Below are 13,671 nucleotides of genomic sequence, written 5' to 3'. Positions count from 1 at the left end.
ATGCAAGTATTAGTTTTAAATTCAGGAAGTTCTTCCCTTAAATTTCAATTATTTACCATGCCTGAAGCACGTATTTTGTGCTCGGGTCTCATTGAGCGTATTGGTTTAGAAGATGGTAAGTTTAAGTTTAATACAGATAAGGATTCCATAACCGTAGAAACAGCAATTCCTGACCATAAAACTGGATTAGAATTACTTGCTAAACAGTTGTTAAACGAAAAAACAGGTATAATAAAATCGGCCGACGACATTAATATTGTAGGACACCGTGTTGTTCATGGCGGTAGCCACTTTAGCGATACCACTGAAATCACAGAAACGGTAAAAGAAAAAATCAAAGCCCTTTCGTCTTTAGCACCTTTACATAACCCTGCTAATCTTGAAGGCATTGAAGTGGCTGAAGCTATTTTTCCTAACGCTAAACAGGTGGCTGTTTTTGATACAGCATTCCACCAATCTATTCCTGAAAAAGCTTATCGGTATGCTATCCCAAATAAATTTTCAGATGAGCATAATATCCGTTTGTATGGTTTTCACGGCACCAGTCATAAATACGTTTCTGAAAAAGCAATTGATTTTTTAGGCAAAGAACAATCCAAAATTATTACCATCCATTTAGGAAACGGCTGTAGTATGACGGCTGTAAAAGATGGAAAGAGTGTAGACCATTCTCTTGGTTTTTCTCCTGTAACAGGTTTAATTATGGGAACCCGTTGTGGAGATATTGACCCGTCTATTATATTTTACCTTGCCGAAAAATACAATTATAGCCTTGATGAAATTAATACGCTTTTACAAAAGAAAAGTGGTATGCTAGGTCTAACAGGATTGAGTGATTTAAGAGATATTCAAGCCGAAGCTGAAAACGGAAATAAGGCGTGCCAATTGGCATTAGATATGAATGCCTACCGTATAAAAAAATACCTTGGTAGCTACACGGCCATTTTAAACGGCATAGATGCTATTGTCTTTACTGCTGGTATAGGAGAAAACTCAAGTGTGATTAGAAAAATGGTTTGTGAGGATTTAGACTTTTTAGGAATAAAACTAAACCAAGAAGAAAACGAAAAGCGCTCTAGTAACATTAGAACGATAAACACAGTAGATTCTAAAGTGAAAATATTAGTTATTCCAACAAACGAAGAGTTGGAAATAGCAAAACAATCGGTTGATCTATTCAAAAATTAATTTTCCCTTATAAACCACCTCTACATCAACCACACGTGGTTTATTAATAGCTATAACATGACCTGTACCAGAAATTTTTCCTGAAAGTTTTTGTTGCGGGTTTATTATGATGTCATTTGAGCTCCTATTCCAAAAAGTTACATTTTGAGCAATTAATTGCCGTGCTTCAAATCTTGAGGTTCCTGCCGCCAAAGTTACATGTAAGTTATCAGTTGCGCCAGAAACAAAAGCGTTTGATAGGTTATTAAACACAAAACTCAAACTATTGTTATCAACTTCTAAGTAAAAATTAGCACTGGTGTAAGTATCTTCTACACCATAATCTTCAGACAGAAGTGTTAAATCAGGATAGGTTAATACGCCATCAGATGTAATATTGTATTGTGTAGAACTTCTTATTTCTCTTATGTTTGGTGATGTAACATAAACCTTAGTAGCATCATAAGATCTGAAATAATTACAGGTGTTATTTTGAGTCAATATTAATATTCCATCCAACACACTCACTACAACACTTGGCATCAAGTTTTTACCTGTTTCTACAACCACTTTTTGCTCTTGCCCCTCTTTTATAATGAGTTCAATATCGCGATTTACAAAAATCTTGTCAAAATTTGATACTGTAATCTCATGCCGAATTGTTTTACCTGTAGTTTGTAAACAATCTGGTGCAGATTCCTTATTGCAGGAATAACCTATTAAACCTAGACTTAATACTAATAGCACTTTTTTCATAATCGTACTCCTATTCCAAATTCAACACATTCAGCTTTTGCGCCATGCGATTTCAATGTTAAAGCGCCAAACCATGTGTTTCCAAAATAACGCTTCAAACCGATTCGAAAATAGCTTCTTCCTTCAAAATCAAACGGATAATAAATATAATATCCCAACTGTGTTACCAAAGACATTCTGTTTACAAACAGCTCATGACCAACAAACAACCCAACTCGCTTATAATCTTCTTCTCCTGTAACATTTTCACCCAATCCAGCTACGCTTTGGTAATAAATAAGTTCTTTTAAAAATTTTGAAAAAAAAGCATCAGTACCAAATTGCAAAGCACTTTTCTTATTGATACGTTTATCGGCATAAACCGAAGCAATATAAAATGGAAATCGACCACTTCCTACAACATCACTTTCATTAACACCAGCCCGAAAAGCTATATTAAACTTAACAGGTTCTGTAAATTTTTCTTTGTCTGCATGTACAATATCTGTTATATATTCTGGCTCGGCTTCCTCTAAATTGTAGGTAGCACCAATATTAAACGTAAGGGAGTTTATACTTGTATTTGGCGCCTTAACATTAGCATTGGAGTAATGAATAAGTGAAAAACCCGCTTGCAAACCTAGTCTATTAAAAATACGTTCCTTTTTGTAATTGAGCATCATATAGGTACTACTCAAAAAGGTTGAACCAAATGCATTATTTCTAAAATTATTTACTTTATCATATGGATTGGTGCTTAATGCTAATCCTTGCCCCACACGAAACATGACATGCCGCTTAAAGAAGTAAAAATTGTAATGGGCATAAAGTGCATAATTATTCCCTAATACATCATTTTTTAAACTTTGATATGAAAAAGAAACACCATAATCTGGATAATTATATAGTTGTTCCCATGCATTATATCCATATGTTTTTTTATTCCAGCTTAAAATAACACCTTCAGGATGCCCTTTTATGAGATGTAAAACATCGGTATTGTGCTCCGCTATATTCCCTTTAAAATAATTAACATCAAAATAAGACGTATGCTTTTTTTCTTGTGACCAAACAAGACAAAAAACTAAAGAAAGTGCACAAGCCAGATAAAATTTCATAACAAAGGTTACGTTCTAAAAAACACTATTTAAAACAAAGCCTTTGCTATAGCGTGTACATTATCACTTTTACCCATTGAATAATAGTGCAACACTGGCACTCCTGCCTCGCGTAATTCTTTTGATTGCTGAATAGCAAATTCAACCCCAACCTGCCTTACTTGTTTATTGTCTTTACAGGCTTCAACGGCATCAATTAAATCTTGAGGTAAATCAATTTTAAATACCTGAGGCAACAATTGTAAATGGCGCTTTACAGCAATAGGTTTTATACCAGGAATAATAGGTATGGTAATACCCATTTCTCTAGCTTTTTCAACAAACTCGAAATACTTTTGATTATCAAAAAACATTTGAGTCACCACATAATCAGCACCAGCATCTACTTTTTCTTTTAGACGACGCATATCGGTTACTAATGATGGGGCTTCCATATGCTTTTCAGGATAACCCGCCACACCCACACAAAAATCAGAATTATGTTCTACCTCTACATCATCATGTAAATACTGTCCTTTGTTTAAATTTGAAATTTGCTCTACTAAGCCACTGGCATAAGCATGTCCGCCTTTTACAGGTCTAAAATACGGCTCGTCCTTCATTGAATCGCCACGAAGTGCCATAACATTGTCAATACCCAAATAATGACAATCTACCAATACATACTCCGTTTCTTCTTTAGTAAATCCGCCACATAATAAATGTGGAATGGCATCTACTTGATACTTATGCATAATAGAAGCACAAATACCTACAGTTCCCGGACGCATGCGCGTAATCCGTTTATCAAGTAATCCGTTTCCTTTATCAATATACACGTATTCCTCACGCGAGGTAGTAACATCAATAAATGGTGGATTGAACTCCATTAACGGATCAATATTATTGTATAAATCTTGAATATTTTTTCCTTTTTTTGGCGGTATCACCTCAAACGAAAACAATGTTTTTCCGTTGGCTTGTTTTATATGGTCTGTTACTTTCATAACTTGTTTTTATCTTTTCGGCAATTTCCGAAAGTATTTTTTTATTTGTCTTTTACGGATTTTAATGGTTAAAACGATAGCTGTAAACGCTTTTTTACCGCTTCATAATCTTCTAGATATTCCCAATAAATCCAACGGCCGTCAATATAATCGGTTAAAATGTATTTTTCACTAACCGATTTTATTCTATTTATAGCCACTAGTTTTTTTGAAAATTTGTCTGAGGGCACATGCTCTAAGTGTTCTTTTCTTTTAGAGTCGTATCCATGTGAAATAATATAACTTCCTAAGGTTAATTCTATAAATGCTGTATTCATGTTTTAATTATTCGTCAGCTATATTTGCATGTAGCCATTTTCTAGCTTGGTCTTTATCGATACCTTTTCGGTTAGCATAATCTGTTAGCTGATCATCTGTAATTTTCCCCAATCCGAAATACTTAGCTTCTGGATTGGCAAAATAATACCCTGAAACCGCTGCCGCTGGCCACATAGCTAAACTTTCCGTTAATTTTACTCCAATAATTTTTTCTATATCTAATAGTTCCCAAATGGTTTCTTTCTCTAAATGATCTGGACAAGCTGGATAGCCTGGCGCCGGACGAATACCTTTGTAACTCTCCTTAATCAAATCATCGTTACTTAAATCTTCATTTGCCGCATACCCCCAATGCTTAACACGTACTTGCTTATGTAAATATTCAGCAAAAGCTTCAGCAAACCTATCGGCAATAGCTTGTGTCATAATTGCATTGTAGTCATCATGCTTTTCTTTATAGCTCTCAGCCAATTCTTGTGCTCCAAAAATAGCTACACAAAAAGCACCAATATAATCTGTTTTACCAGAATCTTTAGGCGCAATAAAATCAGCTAAAGCATGATTAGGCACACCTTCGCGTTTTTTTAATTGCTGACGTAAAGTTCTAAAAACAGCAACTTCTTTGCCTTTCTTTTGTACCAAAATATCATCATCATTAATGCTATTTGCTTCAAACAATCCGAAAATGCCTTTGGGCTTCAACAACTGTTTAGCAATAATATCTTGAACCATTGCCTTGGCATCCTCATAAAGCTGGGTAGCTTGCTCACCAACCACATCATCATTCAAAATATCAGGAAACTTACCATGCAAATCCCAACTTCTAAAAAACGGACTCCAATCTATAAAAGGCTCCAATTCCTTTAAACTTAATTGCTTTAGCATTTGAACCCCTAATTCTTTAGGTTTTACTATTTCAGATGTTTCCCAATCAATGCTATATTTTCTTTGCCGAGCTTCCCTGATTGAAATATATGATTTTTCTTTGCCGCGTTTTAAAAACTTGGATCTAAACTCATCATAATCTTTCTTCAGCTTAGCCACGTATTCATGAGCCGTTTTCTTATTCAGCAAATCGCCAACAACAGTTACCGCTCTAGAAGCATCATTTACATGTACTACGGCATTATCATACTGCGTATCTATTTTAACAGCTGTATGCGCTTTTGAGGTTGTTGCTCCTCCAATTAATAAGGGTACTTCAAAATTTTGACGCTGCATTTCTTTAGCCAAATACACCATTTCATCTAATGATGGTGTGATTAAACCTGATAAGCCAATAGCATCTACACGCTCTGAAATAGCAGTTTCAATAATCTTCTCTGGCGGTACCATAACCCCTAAATCAACAATTTCATAGTTGTTACAAGCTAAAACTACACTCACAATATTTTTACCAATATCATGCACATCGCCTTTTACAGTAGCCATTAGTATTTTACCAACAGGCTCTGATTTATCAGACTTTTCAGCTTCAATAAAAGGATTCAAATACGCCACAGCCTTTTTCATAACACGCGCCGATTTTACTACCTGTGGCAAGAACATTTTTCCTGCTCCAAATAAATCGCCCACCACATTCATTCCTATCATTAAATGCCCTTCAATCACATCAATAGGCTTTTCAGCTTCTTGTCTGGCCTGCTCAATATCTTCAAGAATAAACGCATCAATACCTTTTACTAAGGCATGGGTTATCCTATCTTGCAAAGGCATTTCTCTCCAAGAAAGGTCCAACGCTTTTTCAACTTTTGTCCCTTTTACGGTTTCGGCAAATTCTAATAAACGCTCGGTAGCATCATCGCGCCTATCAAGAATGACATCTTCTATATGCTCTAAAAGGTCTTTTGGAATATCATCATACACTTCTAGCATTGCCGGGTTTACAATACCCATATTCATACCTGCCTGAATGGCATAATATAAAAATACCGAGTGCATAGCTTCACGCACAATATTGTTCCCTCTGAAGGAGAATGATACGTTACTTACACCACCGCTTACACTAACATTTTCAAGATTTTCTCTAACCCACCGTGTGGCTTCAATAAAGTCAATGGCATTTTTTCTATGCTCTTCCATCCCTGTTGCCACAGGAAAAATATTTAAATCGAAAATAATGTCCTCAGAAGGGAAGCCCACTTTATTTACTAAAATATCATAAGAACGCTGTGCGATTTCAATTCGACGCTCGTAGTTATCGGCTTGCCCCACTTCATCAAAAGCCATAACTATTACAGCAGCTCCATAACGTTTAATCTGGGTGGCTTCCCAGATAAATTTTTCTTCGCCTTCTTTTAAGGAAATAGAATTAACTACACATTTCCCTTGAACCACTTGCAGACCAGCCTCAATGATGTCCCATTTAGAAGAGTCTATCATAATAGGCACACGACAAATATCAGGCTCAGCTGCAATCAGGTTTAAAAACCGAACCATCGCTTCTTTACCATCAATAAGACCATCGTCCATATTAATATCAATAATTTGTGCACCACCATCTACTTGATGGCGTGCAATATCAAGCGCTTCGTCAAACTGTTCTTCTTTTATTAAACGCAAAAACTTACGTGACCCTGCAACATTGGTTCGTTCTCCTACGTTTATAAAATTGCTGTTTTCATTTAAAACCAAAGGTTCTAAACCAGACAATTTCATGTATTTCGTTTGTTTTATCTTCATTACTTATAATGTTCTACCGTTGGAAATGGTTCATAAAAATGATGCAATAAAGCCTTCCATTCTTGATATTTTTCTGATTGACGAAATCCAATTTCATGATCCTCAATCGTTTTCCAGTTCACTAATAATATATATTTATCAACTTCTTCAATACATTTCTTTAAATCATGAGACACATACCCTTTCATTGATGTAATAATCCTTTCGGCTTTTTTAAAGTTTTCCTCAAATGCTTTAGATTGTCCAGTCTTTACATTCAATATCGCTACTTCTAAAATCAAGATATCTTGTATTATAGTTCAGCTTCAACAGCTATTTTACGAGGCTTGTATTTTGCAGCAATTTCAGCAATCACACGAATATGGTCAGGCGATGTTCCGCAACATCCTCCAATGATGTTGATTAAATTTTTCTTTAAATATTCTTCTATTTGCTCACCCATTTCTTCTGGAGATTCGTCATATTCTCCAAAGGCATTTGGCAATCCGGCATTAGGGTGTGCTGAAATGGCAAAATCGGTTTTATTAGCAATAGCTTCTAAATGAGGCTGTAGCAAATTAGCTCCTAATGCACAGTTGAAACCAATTGATAACAACGGAATATGCGACACTGAAATTAAAAAAGCCTCTGCGGTTTGTCCTGATAAGGTTCTTCCTGAAGCATCCGTAATGGTACCACTCAACATGATAGGAATATCTATATTTCTTTCTTCTTTTACCTGCTCTATGGCAAACAAAGCCGCCTTGGCATTTAAGGTATCAAACACTGTTTCAACCAATAATAAATCTACGCCGCCATCAACCAAAGCTTCAACTTGCTGTTTATAGGCTATCCGTAATTCATCAAACGTTACTGCTCTATATCCTGGATCATTCACATCGGGAGACATACTTGCTGTACGGTTTGTTGGACCAATAGAACCACCTACAAAACGTGGTTTATGAGGTTCTTTAGCTGTAAACTCATGCGCTACTTCTTTAGCAATTTTAGCTGATTCATAATTTAATTCATATACCAAATCTTCCATTTGGTAATCAGCCATGGCAATAGTGGTTCCTGAAAAAGTATTGGTTTCTACAATATCGGCTCCGGCTGCAAAATACTTTCCATGAATGGCTTTTATGGCCTCAGGTTGCGTAATAGATAACAAATCATTGTTACCCTGCAACGGTATGGGGTAATCTTTAAAGCGCTCACCGCGAAAATCGTCTTCGGTGAATTTATAGGCCTGTAGCATGGTTCCCATGGCGCCATCTAAAACCAAAATTCGCTCTTTTAAAGCTTTATGTATGTTCGACATTTTTGATATTATTTTAAGCGTATAATATCATCAAGAAAAGTAAAAACACTTTCGTTATCTGTCTGATTGTTTGAGATATTAAAATACATTCAATATAAAAACTCTGAACAAGCAGTAGAACGTAGCACCTTCTTTACAAGTTAAAGGGTTGCCAAGGTTTCATTGGGTCTATTCCCTCTACCTTTCTTGATAACACTAATACATTTATGAACTGGTGCACAAAAATAACACATATATTTTATATAATCCTAAGTTTGTCTAAAATAAGACCAATCCTGTTTTTATATTACTTTATTTTTAATCGACGAGACGTTTCTCTTCCAAAACCCTTAATAAAAATAGAATCTTTGGTAAACTGTACAACTGAAAATGCAGTGGAATCTTGAGTATCTAACATCCCTTTAAAGGTTAGGTAATGGACTCCATCTTTTACTGCATAATCTCCCGCATGGTTATGTCCGTTAAAATAAAACTTAACATTTTCATAGGGTTGAATTAGTTTTTGAAATTCTTTAAAATTCCAAAGGTTATGCAAATCCCTTTCTCTAATGGCTGGAAAATGACAATAAATACCTACATGCTCATCATTAACAATTGCTTTATCTAGCTCAGATTTTATCCATTGTAACTGTTCATGACTTAAACCTCCATTCCAAACAGCAACGTTTGGTAAGTTGTCACTTTTAAGTTGATTAAAAAGCGAATCGGTTTGCTTTATTTTATGGGGTTCTGCACCATAAAAACTCAGCTCATTACCATCCAAAACTATAAATCGCCAATTGAATTTCTTAAAGCTATAATATCTTGTTTTAAGTCCCATTTTATTAGGAACAAACCGCTTTAAAGAATCGGCTACACTAAAATCATGATTTCCTAAAACATGCCTTTTTTCCGATTTCAAGGCATTCCAAATTGGTAAAACAGTATCAAAACTGGCAAAACCTCTATCAATAAAATCTCCTAAATGAATGGTATATTCCAAATCTTTTGTATTCAAGAAATCTACAGCAACTTGCAATTTTTGTTTTGCAGCTTTATAAAACCTTGGCGCTTGGGTTTCACAGGCACAATATTGGCAATCAGCAATTACGCCTATTTCAAAACTACCATCAGATTTATCCGTTGATGTTTTACACGCAAAAACTAATAAACCAATTATTAACAAGGCCTTCTTCATAATCCATTGATATTGTTACTTTACTCAAATAATGTTGAGGACAAATACCTATCGCCTCTATCACAAATGATAGCTACAATAACCCCTTCATTTATTTCCTCTGCTATTTGCAAGGCACAATATACAGAACCACCGCTACTCATACCAGCAAACACACCTTCTTCTTTGGCAAGTTTTATGGTAGTATTTTTTGCTTCTTCCTCAGACACATCTACCACGATATCCACCTTTTTCGGATTAAAAAACTTAGGTACATATTCTGGTGACCACTTTCTAATACCTGGTATTCTAGCCCCATCAGCTGGTTGTGCACCAACAATAGTCACATTACTATTCTGCTCTTTCAAATAAGCAGAAACACCCGTTATGGTTCCCGTGGTTCCCATAGCCGACACAAAATGAGTGATTTTTCCGTTAGTAGCTTCCCATATTTCAGGACCTGTAGTTTTGTAATGTGCTTTCCAATTATCGTCATTTTCAAACTGGTTTAAAAGCACATAGCCTTTTTCATCTCTTAGCTTAAACGCCAAATCTCGTGATCCTTCAATACCAACGTCGGCAGGGGTTAAAATAACTTCTGCACCATAAGCACGCATGGTCTTTACGCGCTCTTCGGTAGAATTTTCAGGCATGATTAACACCATATTTATACCTAATAATTTTGATATAAAAGCCAATGCAATCCCTGTATTTCCACTAGTTGCTTCTACTAAAGTTCCTCCTTTTTTTACATCCCCTCGCTTTATTGCTTCATTAATCATATTAAAGGCTGGTCGGTCTTTTACGCTTCCGCCCGGGTTATTGCCCTCTAATTTTAAAAATAAACGAACGCCTTTTTTATTGATTAGATGTGTTGCTTCTACAAGGGGGGTATTGCCAATTTGGCCAATGATACTATTTTCGAATGCCATTCTTCTTGGGTCTAATTTTAATCTCAGTTTGATAGGTTACTAATGAATTTTCTGGAACAGATTCTGTAATCCAAACATTGGCGCCAATAATACTATTTGCACCTATTACAATATCGCCTCCTAATATGGTTGCATTGGCATAAATACAAACATTAGCTTCTATTGTTGGGTGCCGTTTTGTAGAAGCTAAACTTTTAGCTACAGAAATACCGCCTAATGTAACACCCTGATAAATTTTTACACCTTTTCCAATAATAGAGGTTTCTCCTATCACAATACCTGTTCCATGATCTATATAAAAAGACTCGTCTATTGTGGCTCCTGGATGAATATCAATTCCTGTTATGCCATGAATATATTCACTCATCATTCTAGGTAAAATATAAACACCCAATTCATGTAAAGCATGACTTAACCGATAAATTGAAATGGCATGAAATCCTGGATAAGCCATATATATTTCTTCTAAACTATGTGACGCAGGGTCATTTTTTTCAAAAGCTATAGCATCTAAATCTAGTTTTCTTCGTATTTCGGGGAGCTCAGTTTTAAATGCCTCCCAAATAGATAATCCGTTTTCAACTTTAAGTTTTAAAAGGATTTTCAAAAATGTCGTTTCTAAATAGTCTTGATGTTCCACTTCTTGTTCGCAATCAAACAACGAATAAAAGAGTCTTTTTGTAAAGGTCTTTACTGTATCTTTCAAACAAACATTATAACTTTTCATATATGTGTTGGCTTTTTTTCTGTTTATAAAAATAGTCTGTAAATATTTATAAACTTACTTTTTATTGTAAAAACTAAAATCCTGCAAGATGTTAAATAATCTTGCAGGACTGTACTATTATCAATAATCTAAAAATTTAATTTATAGCTTGAACTACAGCTTTTGGCGCTTCTTTTCTTGACCCGTCAAAACCATCAATTCCACTTACGGTTGTATATTTCAAAACGTACTTTTTACCAGGATTGATAATTCTATAAGCTGCCTGACACATTAACGTAGCCTCATGGAAACCACAAAGAATTAATTTTAACTTCTCAGGATACGTATTCACGTCTCCAATGGCAAAAATACCAGGAATATTGGTTTGATAGTTTAACGAATTATCTACTTTAATGGCATTCTTTTCAATCTCTAGTCCCCAATTTCCAATAGGTCCTAATTTTGGTGACAATCCAAATAATGGAATAAAATGATCGGTCTCAACACGAGTTGCCTCCCCTTCTTTAACATAGGTTACCGCTTCGATATTACCCTCACCATGAAGTTCAGTAACTTCTGCAGGTGTTATTAAATTAATTTTTCCTCCTTGAGTTAGTTCTCTAACTTTTTCAACCGAATCTAACGCCCCTCTAAACTCATTTCTTCTGTGAATTAACGTTACTTCTGAAGCTACATCAGTTAAAAAGATACTCCAATCTAAGGCAGAATCACCACCTCCAGAAATGACAACACGCTTATTTCTGTAAAATTCAGGATCTTTAATAATGTATTCTACACCATTATCCTCATAATCTACTATGCCTTCAATAGCTGGTTTTCTTGGTTCAAAAGATCCCAAACCACCGGCAATAGCCACCACTGGCGCATGGTGCTTTGTGCCTTTGTTTGTGGTTACAATAAAAGAACCATCTTCTTGTTTATCAATAGTTTCGGCACGCTCACCCAAAGTAAAACCTGGCTCGAATTGCTTGCCTTGTTCCAACAAGTTTTTGGTTAAATCACCCGCTAAAATCTCAGGAAACCCAGGAATATCATAGATGGGTTTTTTAGGATAAATCTCTGAACACTGGCCACCAGGCTGTGGCAATGCGTCAATTAAATGACATTTTAGTTTTAATAACCCTGCTTCAAAAACGGTAAATAACCCAGTTGGTCCTGCTCCGATAATAAGTATATCAGTCTTGATCATCTTATGATTCTTTTTTTTGTATTAATCCTTTTGTGAATTCGTTAAGTGTTTCCACTTTTTCTTCAAAATCACCTTTTATTGTTTTTCTGTATTCGTTCAAATTTTTCACTAAATCGTCTATGTTTTCAGGAATTACTTCCTCAAAAAATTGCCTTAAACGTTTAGCGGTAGTTGGCGATTTTCCATTGGTAGAAATAGCCACTTTTACATTACCTTTTGTTACAATCCCTCCCATATAAAAATCACAATATGGTGGATTATCAGCCACATTTACCAAAATGCTTTGTTGTCTACAATGCTTATGTACATTCAGGTTGACTTTTGGCTTGTTGGTGGTTGCCACCACAATATGTTTTCCTTTAAGATGTTTTTTCTTGTACTTCTTTTTAATTAAAGTTACATCACCAGTCTTGGCCAAAGCTATAGTTCCTTCCCTAAACATTGGGGATACCATTGTTACATGTGCATCGGGGCTCGATTTTAAAAGAAACGTTAATTTTTCTTCGGCAACAAAACCACCACCTACAATAAGCACCTGTAAACTTCTGGCTTTTAAAAAAATAGGATACAAATTATTTCTTTCTTCCATATCCTACTTTTCTGCTATCTCATTATAAATAGAACTCAATGTAGCACGCTCTTTTACCACATCACCAATAACAATGATTGCTGGTGATGATAATTGTTTTTCTGCAACAATACTTTCAATAGTATTTATGGTTCCTATACCTACATTTTCATCTTGTCTAGTTCCATTTTGAATAACAGCCACAGCCGAATCTTGCTTGTTTGCTTCGGAAAAAATCTTTACAATCTCACCAAGCTTACTCATTCCCATTAAAATAACTACCGTGGCGTTTGATTTGGCTGCCAAAGCTACATCACTTGACAATTTATGCTTCTTCGTGGTACCAGTAATGACCCAGAAACTTTCGGAAGCACCTCGTTTTGTTAATGGAATACCTTGATAAGCTGGCACCGCTACAGACGATGATATACCTGGCACTACATAAGTTTCCAATCCAAATGCTCTTACATAATCTATTTCTTCAGCACCACGCCCAAAAATAAAAGGGTCACCACCTTTTAATCTTACTACATGTCCTTTTTCTTTTGCTTTTGAGACAATCAATTCATTGATTTGTTCTTGCTGAAATGCATAACACCCCTTACGTTTTCCCACAAAAATAAGCTCCGTATCTTGAGAGGTATATTTTAATAGATTTTCGTTTATAAGCGCATCAAAAAGTATCACATCGGCAGATTCAATAGCCTTAATAGCCTTAAGGGTTATTAAATCTTCATCGCCAGGACCTGCGCCTACAACCGTTAGTTTGGGTGTTTTCAAGTTCATTATATAA

Annotated in this window: 14 protein-coding genes and 1 riboswitch; of the genes, 1 reads left to right on the top strand and 13 read right to left on the bottom strand. The window is 35.4% G+C overall.

The window, feature by feature from the left end; translation table 11 throughout:
• A complete protein-coding gene (locus tag KFZ70_RS08600) occupies window positions 1-1,188 on the top strand; it encodes an acetate/propionate family kinase (protein WP_139695203.1) in 1,188 nt (395 codons plus the stop codon).
• Here the strand turns inward: KFZ70_RS08600 and KFZ70_RS08595 are convergent.
• The 13 genes from KFZ70_RS08595 to cobA form a co-directional block, all read right to left on the bottom strand.
• On the bottom strand, window positions 1,174-1,923 hold the full coding sequence (locus tag KFZ70_RS08595) for a head GIN domain-containing protein (RefSeq protein WP_139695204.1): 750 nt from the start codon (window positions 1,921-1,923) through the stop codon (window positions 1,174-1,176). The genes KFZ70_RS08600 and KFZ70_RS08595 overlap by 15 nt on opposite strands.
• A complete protein-coding gene (locus KFZ70_RS08590) occupies window positions 1,920-3,020 on the bottom strand; it encodes an acyloxyacyl hydrolase (RefSeq protein ID WP_139695205.1) in 1,101 nt (366 codons plus the stop codon). The genes KFZ70_RS08595 and KFZ70_RS08590 overlap by 4 nt, the downstream gene beginning before the upstream one ends.
• Before the next feature lie 29 nt (window positions 3,021-3,049).
• Complete coding sequence (gene metF, locus KFZ70_RS08585; protein WP_139695206.1) at window positions 3,050-4,006, bottom strand: methylenetetrahydrofolate reductase [NAD(P)H]; 957 nt, start codon at window positions 4,004-4,006, stop codon at window positions 3,050-3,052.
• A 68-nt stretch (window positions 4,007-4,074) separates the two neighbouring features.
• A complete protein-coding gene (locus KFZ70_RS08580; protein ID WP_139695207.1) occupies window positions 4,075-4,323 on the bottom strand; it encodes a hypothetical protein in 249 nt (82 codons plus the stop codon).
• Between the two features lie 7 nt (window positions 4,324-4,330).
• On the bottom strand, window positions 4,331-7,006 hold the full coding sequence (gene metH / locus KFZ70_RS08575; RefSeq protein WP_139695208.1) for a methionine synthase: 2,676 nt from the start codon (window positions 7,004-7,006) through the stop codon (window positions 4,331-4,333).
• Window positions 7,006-7,266, bottom strand: a complete 261-nt coding sequence (locus KFZ70_RS08570) for an antibiotic biosynthesis monooxygenase (protein WP_233244000.1) — start codon at window positions 7,264-7,266, stop codon at window positions 7,006-7,008. Before KFZ70_RS08570 ends, metH begins: the two co-directional genes overlap by 1 nt.
• Window positions 7,267-7,298: 32 nt before the next feature.
• Entirely contained in the window at window positions 7,299-8,306 is a 1,008-nt protein-coding gene (locus KFZ70_RS08565; protein ID WP_139695210.1) for a homocysteine S-methyltransferase family protein, read from the bottom strand.
• Between the two features lie 51 nt (window positions 8,307-8,357).
• A riboswitch (SAM riboswitch) is annotated at window positions 8,358-8,502 on the bottom strand.
• Between the two features lie 90 nt (window positions 8,503-8,592).
• On the bottom strand, window positions 8,593-9,483 hold the full coding sequence (locus tag KFZ70_RS08560; RefSeq protein ID WP_139695211.1) for a metallophosphoesterase: 891 nt from the start codon (window positions 9,481-9,483) through the stop codon (window positions 8,593-8,595).
• Window positions 9,484-9,503: 20 nt separating this feature from the next.
• The gene (gene cysM / locus KFZ70_RS08555; RefSeq protein WP_139695212.1) at window positions 9,504-10,394 is read right to left on the bottom strand and encodes a cysteine synthase CysM; all 891 of its coding nucleotides are present in this window, start codon (window positions 10,392-10,394) and stop codon (window positions 9,504-9,506) included.
• Entirely contained in the window at window positions 10,378-11,121 is a 744-nt protein-coding gene (gene epsC, locus KFZ70_RS08550) for a serine O-acetyltransferase EpsC (protein ID WP_139695213.1), read from the bottom strand. Before epsC ends, cysM begins: the two co-directional genes overlap by 17 nt.
• Window positions 11,122-11,257: 136 nt before the next feature.
• A complete protein-coding gene (locus KFZ70_RS08545) occupies window positions 11,258-12,310 on the bottom strand; it encodes an NAD(P)/FAD-dependent oxidoreductase (RefSeq protein WP_139695214.1) in 1,053 nt (350 codons plus the stop codon).
• Between the two features lies 1 nt (window position 12,311).
• Window positions 12,312-12,899 carry a bifunctional precorrin-2 dehydrogenase/sirohydrochlorin ferrochelatase gene (locus tag KFZ70_RS08540; protein WP_139695215.1) on the bottom strand — a complete coding sequence of 196 codons (588 nt, stop codon included), beginning with the start codon at window positions 12,897-12,899 and terminating at the stop codon, window positions 12,312-12,314.
• Between the two features lie 3 nt (window positions 12,900-12,902).
• Entirely contained in the window at window positions 12,903-13,664 is a 762-nt protein-coding gene (gene cobA, locus KFZ70_RS08535; RefSeq protein ID WP_139695216.1) for a uroporphyrinogen-III C-methyltransferase, read from the bottom strand.
• Window positions 13,665-13,671: the final 7 nt, after the last annotated feature.

The sequence above is a fragment of the Allotamlana fucoidanivorans genome, from assembly GCF_045788535.1.
GTDB lineage: Bacteria > Bacteroidota > Bacteroidia > Flavobacteriales > Flavobacteriaceae > Allotamlana > Allotamlana fucoidanivorans.
Note: the sequence above shows the minus strand (reverse complement) of the source record. Positions and strands in the feature narration are given on the sequence as shown.